The following is a 15,071-nucleotide window of genomic DNA, read 5'->3' on the forward strand; positions in this document are numbered from 1 at the left end:
GCTGATGCTCTCCGCCTTCGACATCTTCAAGATCGGCATCGGGCCGTCCAGCTCGCACACCGTCGGGCCGATGCGCGCCGCGCTGCTGTTCGCGCAATCGCTCGAACGGCGCAGCCTGCTCGCGCAGGTGGCGCGCCTGCACGTCGACCTGTTCGGCTCGCTCGGCGCCACCGGCCACGGCCATGCGACCGACCAGGGCGTGATCCTCGGGCTCTTCGGCGACGCGCCCGACACCGTGCGGCCCGAGACCGTGCAGCCGCGCCTCGACGCGCTGCGCCGCACCGGCCAGCTCGCGCTGCTGGGCACCACGCCCATTGCCTTCGACCGCGTGCGCGACATCGCCTTTCGCGGCGAAGAGTCGCTGCCCGAGCACCCGAACGCGATGCGCTTCACCGCCTTCGCGGCCGACGGCGCCGTGCTGGCCGAAGGCACCTACTTCTCGGTCGGCGGCGGCTTCGTCGTCGAGGGCGGGCAGGCCGTGGCGCAAACGGCCGCCGCGGCAGCGGCCGTGCCGCATCCCTTCACGACCGGCGACGAACTCATGGCGCAGTGCCGCGCGCACGGCATTTCCGTGGCCACGCTGGTGCTGCGCAACGAATGCGTGTGGCGTCCCGAGGCCGAGGTGCGCGCGGGCCTGCTGCGCATCTGGGGCGTGATGCAGCAGTGCGTGCAGCGTGGCTTCGGCATCGACAACCCGCTGGCCGCGCAGGCGCTGCCCGGCCCGCTGCGCATGCGCCGCCGCGCGCCCGAGCTGCACCGCGAGCTGCTGGCGCAAGCCGGCGCCGCCGATCCGCTCGCGGCCATGGACTGGGTCAACGCCTTCGCGATGGCGGTGAACGAGGAGAACGCCGCCGGCGGCCGTGTCGTCACCGCGCCCACCAACGGCGCGGCCGGCGTGGTGCCCGCCGTGATGCACTACTACCAGCGCTTCGTGCCGCAGGCCAGCGACGAGGGCATCGTCGACTTCCTGCTCACCGCTGCGGCCATCGGCATGCTCTACAAGACCAACGCCTCGATTTCGGGCGCCGAGGTCGGCTGCCAGGGCGAGGTCGGCGTGGCCTGCTCGATGGCGGCGGGTGCGCTCGCCGCCGTGCTCGGCGCCACGCCTGCGCAGGTCGAGAACGCGGCCGAGATCGGCATGGAACACAACCTGGGCCTGACCTGCGACCCGGTCGGCGGCATGGTGCAGATTCCCTGCGTGGAGCGCAACGCGATGGGCGCCGTGAAGGCCATCAACGCCTCGCGCATGGCGCTGCGCGGCGACGGCAGCCACTACGTCTCGCTCGACGCCGTGATCCGCACCATGAAGCAGACCGGCGAGGACATGAAGTCCACGTACAAGGAGACCTCGCTGGGGGGGCTTGCGGTGAACGTCGTGGAGTGCTGAGCCCGCTGCGTCAGAATGGCCGGCTCCCTGTCCTGAACACAGAAAGCCGAGGCCCCATGACCCGCACCGTCGCCGACAAGCGCGCCGCCTTCCGCGCCCTCCACGAACAAGGCTGCTTCGTCATTCCGAACCCCTGGGACACGGGCAGCGCGCGCTATCTCGAAGGCCTGGGCTACCAGGCGCTGGCCACCACCAGCTCGGGCTTCGCGTGGTCGCAAGGCCATGCCGACGGCGCCCTGTCGCGCGACCAGATCCTCGCGCACCTGCGTGAACTCGTGGCCGCCACCGACCTGCCGGTGAACGCCGACTTCGAGAACGGCTTCGCCGCCGACGCGCAGGGCGTGGCCGAGAGCGTGCGCCTCGCGGTCGAGACCGGCGTGGCGGGCCTGTCGATCGAGGATTCGACGGGCAACCCCGACGATCCGCTGTTCCCCATCGAGGTTGCGGTCGAGCGCCTGCGCGCCGCGCGCCGGGCCATCGACGCGGCGGGCGGCGACACGCTGCTCGTGGGCCGCGCCGAGAACTTCTTTGCCAACCGCCCCGACCTGGACGACACCATCGCACGCCTGCGTGCGTACGCCGAAGCCGGCGCCGACTGCCTCTACGCGCCCGGCATCAAGACGCGCGAGCAGATCGCGGCCGTGGTGGCTGCCGTCGCGCCCAAGCCGGTCAACCTGCTGGTCGGCGCGACCAGCGATCTCACGATGGCGGACATCGCCGCGCTCGGCGTGCGCCGCGTGAGCGTGGGCGGCGGCATGGCGCGCGCGGCCTGGGGCGGCTTCATCCGCGCCGCACGCACGCTTGCCGAAGAGGGCCGCTTCGACGGCTTTGCCGATGCCACGCCAGGCACCGAGCTGAACGCCTTCTTCCGTCCGTTCGCCGATTAGTTTTCAGTACCGTGGATGCGCTGCTCGCCGAGATCCGCGCCTGCCGTGCGTGCGAGGCGCACCTGCCGCTCGGGCCGCGCCCGATCGTGCAGGCCAGTGCGAGCGCGCGGCTGCTGATCGTCGGCCAGGCGCCCAGCCTCACGGTGCACCAGACTGGCGTGCCGTGGAACGACAAGAGCGGCGACCAGCTGCGCCGCTGGCTCGGCATCGACCGCGACGTGTTCTACGACGCGACGCGCATCGCGATCGCGCCGATGGGCTATTGCTACCCGGGCCGCGGCACCAGCGGCGACCTGCCGCCGCGCAAGGAGTGCGCGCCGCTGTGGCACGACCGCCTGCTGGCACAGATGCCGCACATCGCGCTGACCTTTCTCATCGGCCAGTACGCGCAGCGCCACTTCCTCGGCAAGACCGCGCGCGGCGGCGTGACGGAAACCGTCGAGGCCTTCGCCGACTACGCACCGCGCTTCGTCCCGCTGCCGCATCCGTCGCCGCGCAACACCGCGTGGTTCCAGCACCACCCGTGGTTCGAGCGCGACGTGTTGCCGGTGCTGCGCGAGCGCGTGCAGCAGGCGCTCAGCGCGCCTTCTTTTTAGGGGTCGACGGCCGCCTCGGCGGCTTCGCTTCGAGCACCAGCTCGGCCGGCAGCGCATCGTTCCACGACTCGGTGAAGTAGGCGCGGTCGCTCGGCACCAGCTGCGGCAGCACCTCGCGCAGCTGGGCCAGCGAGTGCTCGGCCGCCTTCAGGTCGCCCGCATGCGCTGCGTACCACGCGTGCTCGAACAGCAGGCTGCCCTGCTGCAGTCCGGGGTAGCGGCGTCGCCCGGCCTGGTGGTCGGCCAGCCGCGCCTGCGCCACGTCGACCCAGCGTGCGGGCCAGTTCGCGGTGTCGAAGGCGTCGGCGAGCGGGCCCGCGAGCTTGGAGACCGCACCCGGGTCGAGCGGCTTCTGCGCGCGGAACTGCGCGAGCGTGGGTTGCGTGTCGGGCCGGCAGTGGCCGCGCGCGATGCGCATCAGGTAGATCGCGTTCCATGCCGAGCGGCCCTGGCCGTCGGTGTGGCCGCACAGCCATTCGCTGAAGGCGATCCATTGCACCGCGCGGCGCGTGGTGTCGGCCCGGTGGCCGTCGTGCGCGAGCGCCGGCAGGTCGCCCAGGCCCACGCGGTCGAACAGCCACGCGGCCATGCCCATGTTGGCCGCCACGTGCTGCGCGGCGTCGAAGGAGTGCGACTCGAAGGCCGCGGCCAGCGCCTCGCCGAAGCGCTGCAGCGACTCTTCGGCGAGCGCGGCGGCGGCCGGGCGGTCGTCGGCGGCCAGCGCGAGGGCGCGCGAGCGGCAGGCCAGCGCCCACAGGTTGCACCACTCGAAGCGCACGTCGGGGTGGTGGCGCAGCACCAGCGCACGCGCCGGGTCTTGCGCCATGCCGCCCAGCAGCGACTGCGCCAGCGGCAGGTCGCGCGCCGTGTAGGCGCACCAGGCCGAGACGATGCACTCCATCGCGCCCAGGTAGTCGTTGCCCGCCACGTGGTGCGCAAGCCGCTGCTTCTTGAGCGCCTGCAGCCGGCGGCGCGCCTGTTCGTTGTCGCCGAGCCGGCGCCACAGCATGGCCTCGTTGAGCGTGACCAGCGCGCGCTGGAAGTCGCTGGCGGCCAGCGTGCCGGCCAGGCGGATGGCTTCGAGCGCGCTGCCGCCGGCTCCGCCCGCCACCGGCGACATCAGCCGGCCCTGCCGCGCGGCCTGCTGCGAGGCGACCAGCTGTTTCCAGAAGGCGGCGTCCTGCAGGTGCACGGCGTCGGGCGGCGTGATCGCGCCGGCGGCCTGCGCCTTGCGGGCGCGCAGGCCGAGGAACGACGCCACCTCGGCGGCGGTGGCCGGGCGGTTGTCCACGAGCAGGCGCAGGCGCTTGGCTTGCGCGGCCGGCAGCCAGAACGGACCCTGGCTGCGCCGCTCGGCGTTGAGAAAGCGCGGCTCGCGCTGCAGGTCTTCGCCCCAGCCGACCTCCAGGCTCCAGGCCTTGAAGTCGCGGAACGCACGGCTCACGACCATGCGCAGCGTGCTGGCGTCGGACACCTCGCCGCGCAGGTCGGCCAGCCGCACGACACCGCTGCCGCCGCCGTGGGCATGGGCGTGCTGCATGCGCACCAGCAGCCACAGCGACTGGAAGGCCGCGCGCCGTCCGTCGACGGACTGCGGCGAGGTGAGTTCGATGGAAAGAAGGGCAGGGGAGGCGGTGGAGGGCACGCCCCGGATTGAACCTCAAATTGCCCGCGGCTTCCCGAAGAAACCGCAGGCGAGGTCCAGCGGGTCAGTAGCGGCTGCGGTCGACCAGCTCGGGCACTTCGCTGCGGCCGATGCCCAGGTCGCGCAGGTCGTGGTCGCTCATGCCGGCCAGCAGCAGCACGTCGTCGCGGGCGCGGCGGCGTGTCACGGCGCGGCGGCGCCAGTTGTGCAGGGCGTGCAGCAGGCGTTGATGAAAAGACGGTGGCTTCGGCGCGGTCACGGTGGGCTCCTGGTAGGGGAGCGCTCATCTTCCGGCGGCGCGTGCTATTGTGGAAGTTGAGATTTCTGACACCTTCAATCAGCATTCCTGATGCGACAGCTCAACCTCGACCAACTGCGCACCCTCATCGCCATCGCCGACCTGGGCACCTTCTCGGCGGCGGCGCAGGCGCTGCACCTGGCGCAGCCCACCGTGAGCCTGCACATCAGCGAGCTCGAATCGCGCCTGGGCGCGCAGCTGGTGGTGCGCGGCAACCGCCGCGTCACGCCCACCGCGGCCGGCGCGGCGCTGGTCGAGCGCGGGCGCAAGCTGCTGCGCGACACCGACGAGGCGGTGGAGGCCGTGAAGCGCCAGGCCGAGGGCCGCACGGGCCGCGTGCGGCTGGGCACCTCCACCGGCGTGGTGGTCGACCTGCTGCCGCAGGTGCTCGAGGCGCTGGGCGTGGGCCATGCGGGCATCGACGTCGAGGTGAGCATCCTCGGTTCGGCCGAGGCGATGGCGCGGCTGGCCGCGGGCACGCTCGACATCGGCCTGGTGGCGATGCCGCAGCCGCCGCAGCGCGACCTGGTGGTCACGCCCTGGCGCACGCAGCCCATGATGGCCTTCGTGCCGCCGCGCTGGAAGGCGCCCAAGCGCGCCACGCCGGCCTGGCTGGCGACGCAGCCGCTGATCTTCAACGACGCGACCACGCACATGTACCGGCTGTCGATGGAGTGGTTTGCCGCGGCCGGCTTTGCGCCGCGCGCGCGCATCGAGCTCAACTACGACGCGGCGATCCGCAGCCTGGTGGCGGCGGGCTATGGCGCGGCGCTGCTGCCGCTGCAGCAGACCACTGACGCGGCGCTCAACGAGCGCATGCAGATCGTGCCGGTCACGCCCAAGCTCACGCGCCGCCTGGGCATCGCGCACCGCCCGCATGCCACGCTCGACGGCGCCACGCAGAGCGTGCTGAAGGTGCTGACGGCGTTCCGCCAGCTCTGAGCGCGTTCAGCCCGGCCCGGGCTTGTTACTGCGGGTGCCCAGCGAGAGGATCTCGTTGGCGTTGACGATGGCCGCGGCGATGTCTTCCATGGTGGTGCGCTTGCTCATGGCCTGTTCGCGGATCAGGTCGTGGGCCTGGCCTTCGGACACGTCGTGCGTCTTCATGAGGATGCTCTTGGCCTCGGCCAGCTGGCGCACGCCGAGCAGCTTGGCCTCGGTCTTGCGCAGGCGCCGCGCGAGCGAGCGGCTTTCCTTGTGGGCTTCGCGCGCGACCACCAGCGCCGACAGCAGGCCGAACGAGCGCACCGGCGACGGCAGCACGGCCTTGGCGCGGATCTCGAGCACGGCCTCGACGATGGTCGGGTTCTCGTAGGTCACGACGGCGATGACGGCGGGAGCGTCCTCGCTCTGGGTCCATTCGAAGCGCAGGTTGATGAAGTCGGGCTGCACGGCCATGAAGGCCACGTCGATGCCCTCGGGCAGGTGCTGCACAGGCGGCCAGAAGGCCTGCACCTGGCAGCCGATGCGCTGCAGTTGCTGGGTGAGCTGCCGGCCGTCTGCGTCGTCGGGGTGGATCACCGCGATCTTCAGCAGCCGCAGCTCCTTGAGCTGCGGTGGCGTCACCCGCAGGGTGTGTCGCTTGGGGGCTGTGCTGTCCACGGTCAGCGCTTTCGTTGGGGGGTGCTGTTGTCCGGGGCGTGTGCACAGGCCACCGGGTACTTCCCTCCGCGAATGTCCCCCGCCCTTCGGGCTCCTCCTTGATTTCGCTGCGGGAAGCACCCAGCGTCCTGCGCACGATGGGCGCGGTCGTGGTGCGGGCCGATCAACGACCGCACTACCCAACGCTCACGTCGATGGGGTGCCTTGCGCAGCGAAATCAAGGAGGAGGGCGAAGCCCGGGGGACATTCGCGGAGCAAGGTACCCCGTCGGCGGGAGTGCGCCCTGAAGCATTTTCTGCAACGCGGAAAAAGCAGCGCGACCTCATCCTAGAGCTCCAGCGCATCGAGTCGCGCCGTCCAGTCGCCCAGCGAGTGCGTGACGAGGTACGGGTCCGGGTACACCGGGCGCGTCGCCTGGCGCACGATGGTGAACTGCCCGTGCGCGTCGACGCGGCCGATGCGCGGGTACAGGCAGGTGTGGTGGTTGGTCGGATCGATCTTCACGCGGCCCTGCGGTGCATCGAACTCGCTGCCCAGGATGTGCGGCAGGATCTCCGCGATGCCGTCGGTGCCCGCCTGCCGGAAGGCGTTGGCGAAGATGTGCATCTGGAAGTACGAAGCCTCCCAGCACAGGTTGGGCACGCAGCCGTCGCCGAAGCGCGCGCGCAGACGCGCCAGGCAGCGCTGGTTGGCGGGCGAATCGATCGACTGGAAATACGGCGCCGCCGTGAAATGGCCCGTGGCCACGCCCGGGCCCATCTGCGAGATCTCGGCCTCCGAGGTGGTGAGGCTCGAGATGGGCATCGTCTTCGGATCGAAGCCGGCCTCGGCGTACGCGCGGTACAGGCTCGCGGTGGAATCGCCCACCACCGTCGAGAAGATGAAGTCGGGCCGCTTGTCGCGGATGTCGTCCATGATCGCGCGGTAGTCCTTCTCGGTGGCGTCCAGCGCCACGTAGCGCTCGCCGAGCTTTTCGCTGCCGGGGCGCTGCATCACCAGTTCGCCCATGATGCGGTTCGACTCGTAGGGGTAGATGTAGTCGGAGCCGATCAGGTACACGCGCGCGCCGAAGTTCGTGGTCATGAACTCGGCCAGCTGCACGCTGTTCTGGTTGGGCGCCGCGCCGGTGTAGATCACGTTGCCCGAGTACTCGAAGCCTTCGTACAGCGTGGGGTAGAACAGCAGCTTGTTCCACTTCTCGATCACCGGGATCACGGCCTTGCGGCTGCTCGACATGTAGCAGCCGAAGAGCACGTTGACGCGGTCCTGCACGATCAGCCGCTCGGCCAGCTGGGCGTAGCGCACGGGGTTCGATTGCGGGTCGTAGCGCACGGCCACGAGTTCGCGGCCGTCGACGCCGCCGGCCGCGTTGATCTCCTCGATGGCCAGCAGCGCGCCCTGCAGCTGCGACAGGCCGATGGTCGAGGTGACGCCGGTCTCGGAATACAGAATGCCGACGCGAAGAGGGTCCCTGTCAGCCACTGGGGTGTCTCCTGGATGTGTGGGCCCTCATTGTGTGCTCCTCCCTGGCTTTCTTCATTCGGTCGGTCAATGGGCGGCGGCCAGCCGCGTGCTCATGCGGGCCAGCCGCGCGGGCAGGCTGCGCGCGTCGTCGGCGATGCAATAGTTGCGCCAGCCGAAGATGCGCCGCACGTACGCGTCGGCCGCGCCGTCCACCGCGATGCAGGCGCTGCGCACGCCGGCGTCGCGCGCCTCGGCCACGGCCTGGCGGGCGTCTTCGATCAGGTACTTCGGGTCGTGCACGTCGATGTCCGAGGGCGCCCCGTCGGTCACCAGCAGGATCGCGCGCGGCCCGGCCGGCTCGGCCTGCAGGTGCGAGGCCGCATGGCGCAGCGCGGCGCCCATGCGCGTCGAGTAGCGTCCGCGCACCGCGCCGATCATGGCGCGCGAGGGCGCAGCGAGCGGCTGGCCGAATTCGAGCAGGCGGTAGTAGTACACCTCGGCGCGCGTGTTCGACGAAAAGCCGTGGATGGCGAGCCGGTCGGTGCCGCGCGCGTTCGAGGCGGCGAGCAGCAGCGCGGCCTGCTTCTCCAGGTCGAGCAGCGACACGGCGCCATCGCCGTGGCCCGCGTCGTTGGCCGACTCGGAGAGGTCGAGCAGCACCAGCACGCTCGACGGGCGCGGCCCCTTGCCGGGGCGCATGAACAGCCGCGCATCGGGCCGCAGGCGCAGGCGGCGATCGACCAGCACCTCGATGGCCGCGTTCAGGTCGATGTCGTCGCCTTCCCACTGGCGGCGCAGGCGGTGCGTGCGGTCGAGGTGGCGCGCGCGGGGCAGGGCGAGCGGCACGATGCGCTCGTTGGCCGCCGCTCCCGAAGTGCCCGCCGCGCCCAGGCCCTGCCACGCGGGCAGCTTCTCGATCACCGTGCACCAGTCGGGCCGTAGGCGCTCCTGCGTGCGGTCCCATTCGGGGTAGGTGTAGCGGCCGAGTTCCATGTCGGCGATGCCTTCGGGTGGCGCTTCGTTGCCTTCGCTCTGGGCATCCGACGGTGGCGGTGGCCGCACGCCCGTCTGCTGCAGCGCGATGGCGTCGTCGGGCGGTGTCTCGGCCTCGCCGAAATCCCACAGGTAGCTGTTGTCGTCGCGCCAGGGCGCGGGCACGGCGTAGTCCTGCGGCTCGAAGCGCACGCGCATCTGGCCGAGGTCGTTGGCGAGGATCGAGGCGACGGCGCGGAAGGCGTCGTAGTCCTCCAGCCCCGCGCGGGCCACGGTCTCGTCGAACAGGCGGCGTGCCTTGTTCACCCAGTGGTTGTCGTCCTGCGCCCCGGCGCGCAGCAGCACGCGGTCCATGCGCGCGACCAGCGCGGCAAAGCGCAGGTCCAACGGATCGGGCGCGGGCGGCAGCGCCGCAGTGAACCAGCCTTGCAGGCCGGGAAAGTCGCGGCACAGCAGCCGCTCGACGCGCGCATCTTCAAGGGCCGAGACCACGGCGATGCCCATCGGCTTGAGCGTGCGCGCCGGCCGCGCAGGCGTCGAGTGGCGCAGATGGGCGACCGCATGCGCGACCATCGCGCGGTGCAGAGGCTCGGCCTCGTCGCCCTCGGGCAGCAGCAGCCGGCGGCCCGTGAGGACCGCACGCGCGCCGGCCAGCGGCTGCACGTCGACATCGACGCCGGCCAGCCCGCGCGCCAGCAGCGAGAGGGCGCCGTGCCCGTCGTTCATCCGAACTGCGCCTCGACAAAGCCCTGCAGCGCGCTGGCCATGTCGGGGTCGTCGGTGAGGGCGCGTGTCATCGTCATGTCGCAGCTGTCGCGCGGCGCCACGCCGTCGCGGATCAGCACGCCCGCGTAGATCAGCATGCGCGTCGACACGCCCTCGTCGAGCCCGCGGTGCTTGAGCTCGCGCGAGCAGTGCGCAATGGCGACCAGCTTCGCGGCGAGCTCGATGTCGACGCCGGCCTCGTGCGCGACGATCTCCGCTTCCAGCGCGCCGTCGGGGTAGTCGAACTCCAGCGCCGCGAAGCGCTGGCGCGTCGAGGGCTTCATGTCCTTGGCGCTGCTCTGGTAGCCGGGGTTGTACGACACCACCAGCTGGAAGTCGGGGTGCGCGTGCACCAGCTCGCCCTTCTTGTCCAGCGGCAGGATGCGGCGCGCGTCGGTCAGCGGGTGGATCACCACCGTGGTGTCCTGCCGCGCCTCCACCACCTCGTCGAGGTAGCAGATGCCACCGTGGCGCACCGCGAGCGTCAGCGGCCCGTCGTGCCAGGCCGTGCCGTTCGCATCGAGCAGGTAGCGGCCCACGAGGTCCGACGCCGTCATGTCCTCGTTGCAGGCGAGCGTGACCAGCGGCCGCCCGAGCGACCACGCCATGTGCTCCACGAAGCGCGTCTTGCCGCAGCCCGTCGGCCCTTTGAGGATCAGCGGCATGCGGTGGCGGTAGGCGTGCCGGTACAGCGCCACCTCGTGGCCCGCGGGCCGGTAGAAGGGCTCGGTCTCGATGCGGTAGGCGGCGAGCGGATCGTGCACGGGAGCGTTCATGGCGTGGCGAGCAGTTCCTGCAGGGCGTTGTCGATGAAGCGGGTGTCGACCGGGCTGCTGCCGCCGCCCGCGAAGTGGCCCCACACGCCGGGGATCGGGCGGCACTCGGCGTTCGGCATGTGCGACACCTCCCATGCGTTGTCGGCCACCGGAAGGTACAGGTCGCGCTCGGCCGGCATTACGATCGCGCGCGCCTTGATGGCGCCCAGCGCCTTCTTGAAGTCGCCCTTGAACACCGGGTTGTCGCTGATGTCGCCGTGCTGCCATGACCACAGCATCGCGAGCAGGTTGTTGGCGTCCTTCTTCAGGAAGAAGCCTTCCCAGTAGCCGACCAGGAAGTCCTCGAGCGAGCTGAAGCCCAGCTCGCGCCACAGCTCTTGCATGTAGAAGGGCTGCGACAGGCCCCAGCCCGCGTACACGCGGCCCACCGCGCGCAGCCCAGTGGTCGGCGGCGTGGTGTACCAGCCGCCGTTCCAGGCCGCGTCGGCCGTGAGCGCGGCCTTCACGCCTTCGAGGAACACGATGTTGTGCGGCGCCGTCTTCGCCGAACCGCAGAAGGGCGCGATGCGCTTCACCATGTCGGGGTAGAGGCAGCCCCACTGGTTGGTCTGCTGTGCGCCCATCGACCAGCCCACCACCAGCGCGAGCTGCTCGATGCCGAACTGCTCGGTCACCAGCCGGTGCTGCAGCGTCACGTTGTCGTAGAGCGTGACGTCCGGAAAGCGCGCGAGGTTGTAGGGCTCGGGCGTGTTGCTCGGCGAGGACGACAGCCCGTTGCCCAGCATGTTGGGCACGATGATGAAGTACTTCTCCGGGTCCAGCGCCATGCCGGGGCCGATGAGCCATTCGTTGTCGGGGTGCTGGCCCGAGTACCAGGTCGGATAGACGATGGCGTTGCTCTTCTGTGCGTTGAGCGTGCCGTAGGTCTTGTAGGCGAGCTTCGCGCCGCGCAGGGTGGCCCCCCGCTGCAGCGCGACATCGCCGAGTTCGAAGATGTCGTGGTCCATGGGGCGGTGCTTCAGCGGTGCTTGGCCGGATCGTTCGGAATCCCCTCGATCGGGCATTCGGGCGTGCCCACGGTGCTGCGCGTGAACGACTCCACCATCTCGCGTGTGCCCTCGGGGTCGTTGATCCACTGCGTGTAGAAGTTGTAGGGGCAGGCCGCCACGCCCTTGTCGCCGTCGCCCGAGTTGATGGTGCCGGTGTAGCCGCGGTGCACCAGCTTGAACAGGTGGTTCTGCGACTGGCCGTTCTTGCGCGCGTCGCGGATCAGGCCCATCGACAGCTCGGCGTAGTTGATGCCCATCTCTTCCTCGCCGCATTCGCCGAGCGTGCGGCCGTCGAAGCCGATGAGCGCGGAGTGGCCGAAGTACGAGTACACGCCGTCGAAGCCGGCCGCGTTGGCCACCGCCACGTAGGTGTTGTTCATGAAGGCCATGGCCTTCGACACCATGATCTGCTGCTCCTTGGCCGGGTACATGTAGCCCTGGCAGCGGATGATGAGCTCGGCCCCGCGCATCGCGCAGTCGCGCCAGATCTCGGGGTAGTTGCCGTCGTCGCAGATGATGAGGCTCATCTTCATGCCCTTGGGGCCTTCGCTCACGTAGGTGCAGTCGCCCGGGTACCAGCCCTCGATGGGCACCCACGGCATGATCTTGCGGTACTTCTGGACGATCTCGCCCTGGTTGTTCATGAGGATCAGCGTGTTGTAGGGCGCCTTGTTCGGGTGCTCCTCGTGACGCTCGCCGGTGAGCGAGAACACGCCCCACACGTTGGCGCGGCGGCAGGCGTCCGCGAAGATCGCGGTCTCCTCGCCGGGGATGGCCGACGCGGTGTCGTACATCTCCTTGGCGTCGTACATGATCCCGTGCGTGGAGTACTCGGGAAAGATCACCAGGTCCATGCCCGGCAGGCCTTTCTTCATGCCGACCAGCATCTCGCCGATCTTGCGCGCGTTGTCCAGCACCTCGGCCTTGGTGTGAAGGCGGGGCATCTTGTAGTTGACGACCGCGACGCCGACGCAATCGTTGCTGCTCGAAATATCACCATGTCTCATGACGCTGCTCCTGAAGGGGTGGTTGAAGAAAAAGAGAAAGGGCTACACGGTCAAAAAGGATCGGACCTTGTCCTGGTCGAGGCTCGCGCGCGCTTCGTCATGCACGATGCGGCCCCGGTCGATGACGAGAAAGCGGTCGGCCAGGTCGAGCGCGAAGCTCAGCACCTGCTCCGACACCACGACGGCGAAGCCGCGTTCGGCGCGCAGCACGTTCAGCGTCTGCGCGATCTCCTTGATGATCGAAGGCTGGATGCCCTCGGTGGGTTCGTCGAGGATCAGCACCTTCGGCTCCGAGATGAGCGCGCGCGCAATCGCCAGCATCTGCTGCTGGCCGCCCGAGAGGTTGCCGGCCTTGCGCTGCTTCATGTCCTTGAGCACGGGGAAGAAGGTGTAGAGGTAGTCGGGCACCGTGCGATGACCCGACTTCGCGGCACCGGCGAGGATGTTCTGCTCCACCGTGAGGAACGGGAACACCATGCGCCCCTGCGGCACGAAGGCCAGGCCCTGCGCCACGCGCTGGTAGCTGGGCAGCGTCGTGAGCTCGGTGCCGCCCAGGCGGATGTGGCCGCCGCGCGCAGGCAGCAGGCCGATGAGCGACTTCAGCAAGGTGGTCTTGCCCATGCCGTTGCGGCCCATGATGGCGACCGCCTCGTCGGGCGCGACGCGCAGCGACACATCGCGGATGACGTGCGATTCGCCATACGCCACGTTGAGATCGGAGACTTCAAGCATGTAGGTTTCTCCTTCTTCTCAATGGCCGAGGTACACGTCGATCACGCGCGGGTCGGCCTGCACTTCGGCCGCCGTGCCTTCGCTCAGCAACTTGCCCTGGTGCAGCACCGTGACGCGGTGCGCGATGCGCTTGACGAAGTCCATGTCGTGCTCGATCACGACCACTGATTTGCCCGCCGAAATGCGCCGCAGCAGGTCGCCCGTCTGCTCGCGCTCGCGCGGGCTCATGCCGGCCACGGGCTCGTCGAGCAGCAGCAGCTCGGGCTCCTGCATCAGCAGCATCCCGATCTCGAGCCACTGCTTCTGCCCGTGGCTGAGCTGCCCGGCGCGGTCGCCCAGGCGATCGGCCAGGAAGACCTGCTCGGCCATCGCGTCGATGCGCGCACGCACGGCGGGCGTGCGGCGGAAGGTCAGCGACTGCAGCAGGCCGTGCATGCGCGGCAGCGAGATCTCGAAGTTCTCCAGCACCGTGAGGTCTTCGTAGACCGAGGGCGTCTGGAACTTGCGGCCCACGCCGGCGCGCACGATCTCGTACTCGTTCAGGCGCCCGAGGTCCTGGCCGTTGAACAGCACGCGGCCCGCGCTGGGCTTGGTCTTGCCGCACACCATGTCGAGCAGCGTGGTCTTGCCGGCGCCGTTCGGGCCGATGATCACGCGCAGCTCGTTGCGCTCGACCGAGAGGCTGAGCCCGTCCACGGCCTTGAAGCCGTCGAAGGACACGGTGAGGTCCTCGATGCGCAGGATCTGCTCGCTCGACGGCGGCACCGCCGAGGCGGCCTGCGGCAGCCCGCCGTTGGGCATCGTCATCGTGGCGTTCATGGCGCCACCTCCGCACCTCGTCGGCGCATGAGCTTCTCGCCCAGGCCCGCGAGCCCGTTCGGCATCGCCCACACCACGAGGATGAACACCGCGCCCAGCACGTACAGCCAGCCTTCGGGAAAGGTCTCCGACAGGTACGACTTGAGGAAACCGATGAGCAGCGCGCCGATCACCGCGCCCGGAATCGACAGCCGCCCGCCGACCGCCGCGTAGATCACCATCTCGACCGAGGCCACGACACCGATCACGCCCGGTGCGATCAACCCCACCTGCAGGCTGTAGAACGCACCGCCGATGGCCGACAGCACCGCTGCCACCGCGAACACGAAGGCCTTCATGTGCGCCGTGTTGTAGCCGCTGAAGCGCACGCGGTCTTCCTTGTCGCGGATGGCGATCAGCAGCTTGCCGAAGCGGCTGCGCACGATGGCGAGCGACACCATCATCACGAGCGCGATGGCCGCCACCTCGACGAAGTACATCGTGCGCCTGGCCTCGTCGGTGGCGATGTCCCAGCCCAGCAGCGTGCGGAAATCGGTGATGCCGTTGGCACCGCCGGTGTCGCCCTGCTGGCCGACCACCACCACCGTGAGCGTGAGCGCCAGCGACAGCGTGACGATCGCGAAGTACACGCCGCTCACGCGCCGCTTGAAGATCGCGTACGAGAACACGTAGGCCAGCACCGCAGGAATCACGAGGATGCCCGCCACCGTCCAGCCCAGCGAGTGGAAGGGCTGCCACCACGCGGGCAGTTGCTCGACGCTGCTCCACACCATGAAGTCCGGCAGCTCGGGCGCCGAGGCCTCGAGCTTGAGGAACATGGCCATCATGTAGCCGCCCAGCCCGAAGAACATGCCCTGGCCCAGGCTCAGCACGCCGCCGTAGCCCCAGGTGAGCACCACGCCCACCGCGACGAACGCGAAGGCCAGGTACTTGCTCACGAGGTTGAGGCGGAACGGGTCGAGCGTGAGCGGCAGCACCACGGCCAGCAGCACCAGCACGGCGAGCAGGGCGCCGAGGTCGCGCTTGCGTTGAGGAGAAAGACCGTGCATGC

At 69.9% G+C, this 15,071-nt stretch carries 15 protein-coding genes; 4 read left to right on the forward strand and 11 right to left on the reverse strand.

The window, feature by feature from the left end; translation table 11 throughout:
• Position 1 precedes the first annotated feature (1 nt).
• Genes VBO01S_RS03260 through VBO01S_RS03270 form a run of 3 tightly spaced genes read left to right on the forward strand, consistent with a single transcriptional unit; the run spans position 2 to position 2,870 of the window.
• Positions 2 to 1,387: an L-serine ammonia-lyase gene (locus VBO01S_RS03260; protein WP_062470529.1), complete on the forward strand. Its 1,386-nt coding sequence runs from the start codon at positions 2 to 4 to the stop codon at positions 1,385 to 1,387.
• A gap of 56 nt (positions 1,388 to 1,443) precedes the next feature.
• Positions 1,444 to 2,274, forward strand: coding sequence for an isocitrate lyase/PEP mutase family protein (locus tag VBO01S_RS03265; protein ID WP_062470388.1), 831 nt, complete (start codon positions 1,444 to 1,446; stop codon positions 2,272 to 2,274).
• 11 nt (positions 2,275 to 2,285) lie between these two features.
• Positions 2,286 to 2,870 carry a uracil-DNA glycosylase family protein gene (locus VBO01S_RS03270; protein ID WP_062470391.1) on the forward strand — a complete coding sequence of 195 codons (585 nt, stop codon included), beginning with the start codon at positions 2,286 to 2,288 and terminating at the stop codon, positions 2,868 to 2,870.
• On the opposite strand, the gene VBO01S_RS03275 is transcribed toward VBO01S_RS03270, so the two are convergent.
• Together VBO01S_RS03275 and VBO01S_RS03280 are read right to left on the reverse strand one after the other, a co-directional pair.
• Positions 2,851 to 4,515 (reverse strand): hypothetical protein, encoded by a 1,665-nt coding sequence (locus tag VBO01S_RS03275; protein WP_062470394.1) that lies wholly within the window; start codon positions 4,513 to 4,515, stop codon positions 2,851 to 2,853. The two genes, VBO01S_RS03270 and VBO01S_RS03275, sit on opposite strands and share 20 nt — an antisense overlap.
• 64 nt (positions 4,516 to 4,579) lie before the next feature.
• Positions 4,580 to 4,774 (reverse strand): YjiS-like domain-containing protein, encoded by a 195-nt coding sequence (locus tag VBO01S_RS03280; RefSeq protein WP_062470397.1) that lies wholly within the window; start codon positions 4,772 to 4,774, stop codon positions 4,580 to 4,582.
• 90 nt (positions 4,775 to 4,864) lie between these two features.
• On the opposite strand from VBO01S_RS03280, the gene VBO01S_RS03285 reads away from it, so the two are divergent.
• Complete coding sequence (locus tag VBO01S_RS03285) at positions 4,865 to 5,755, forward strand: LysR family transcriptional regulator (protein ID WP_062470400.1); 891 nt, start codon at positions 4,865 to 4,867, stop codon at positions 5,753 to 5,755.
• Positions 5,756 to 5,761: 6 nt separating this feature from the next.
• Here VBO01S_RS03285 and VBO01S_RS03290 read toward each other — a convergent pair whose 3' ends face one another.
• The 9 genes from VBO01S_RS03290 to urtC all read right to left on the reverse strand — a co-directional run bounded on the left by VBO01S_RS03290 (position 5,762) and on the right by urtC (position 15,069).
• Positions 5,762 to 6,415 (reverse strand): ANTAR domain-containing response regulator, encoded by a 654-nt coding sequence (locus tag VBO01S_RS03290; RefSeq protein ID WP_095743105.1) that lies wholly within the window; start codon positions 6,413 to 6,415, stop codon positions 5,762 to 5,764.
• A gap of 327 nt (positions 6,416 to 6,742) precedes the next feature.
• Positions 6,743 to 7,897, reverse strand: a complete 1,155-nt coding sequence (locus tag VBO01S_RS03295; protein WP_062470403.1) for a transporter substrate-binding domain-containing protein — start codon at positions 7,895 to 7,897, stop codon at positions 6,743 to 6,745.
• A 66-nt stretch (positions 7,898 to 7,963) separates the two neighbouring features.
• Positions 7,964 to 9,598 (reverse strand): nitric oxide reductase activation protein NorD, encoded by a 1,635-nt coding sequence (locus VBO01S_RS03300; RefSeq protein WP_062470406.1) that lies wholly within the window; start codon positions 9,596 to 9,598, stop codon positions 7,964 to 7,966.
• Complete coding sequence (locus tag VBO01S_RS03305; RefSeq protein WP_062470409.1) at positions 9,595 to 10,413, reverse strand: CbbQ/NirQ/NorQ/GpvN family protein; 819 nt, start codon at positions 10,411 to 10,413, stop codon at positions 9,595 to 9,597. Before VBO01S_RS03305 ends, VBO01S_RS03300 begins: the two co-directional genes overlap by 4 nt.
• Positions 10,410 to 11,420 (reverse strand): alpha/beta fold hydrolase, encoded by a 1,011-nt coding sequence (locus tag VBO01S_RS03310; RefSeq protein ID WP_062470420.1) that lies wholly within the window; start codon positions 11,418 to 11,420, stop codon positions 10,410 to 10,412. The genes VBO01S_RS03305 and VBO01S_RS03310 overlap by 4 nt, the downstream gene beginning before the upstream one ends.
• 11 nt (positions 11,421 to 11,431) lie before the next feature.
• Entirely contained in the window at positions 11,432 to 12,469 is a 1,038-nt protein-coding gene (locus tag VBO01S_RS03315) for an aliphatic amidase (protein ID WP_062470423.1), read from the reverse strand.
• 42 nt (positions 12,470 to 12,511) lie between these two features.
• Positions 12,512 to 13,201, reverse strand: coding sequence for an urea ABC transporter ATP-binding subunit UrtE (gene urtE / locus VBO01S_RS03320; protein ID WP_062470426.1), 690 nt, complete (start codon positions 13,199 to 13,201; stop codon positions 12,512 to 12,514).
• An 18-nt stretch (positions 13,202 to 13,219) separates the two neighbouring features.
• A complete protein-coding gene (urtD, locus tag VBO01S_RS03325; RefSeq protein WP_062470535.1) occupies positions 13,220 to 14,002 on the reverse strand; it encodes an urea ABC transporter ATP-binding protein UrtD in 783 nt (260 codons plus the stop codon).
• Positions 14,003 to 14,016: 14 nt separating this feature from the next.
• Positions 14,017 to 15,069 (reverse strand): urea ABC transporter permease subunit UrtC, encoded by a 1,053-nt coding sequence (gene urtC, locus VBO01S_RS03330; RefSeq protein WP_062470429.1) that lies wholly within the window; start codon positions 15,067 to 15,069, stop codon positions 14,017 to 14,019.
• Positions 15,070 to 15,071 lie beyond the last annotated feature (2 nt).

It is taken from the genome of Variovorax boronicumulans NBRC 103145, assembly GCF_001591345.1.
In the GTDB taxonomy this organism is placed as follows: Bacteria; Pseudomonadota; Gammaproteobacteria; order Burkholderiales; family Burkholderiaceae_C; genus Variovorax; species Variovorax boronicumulans.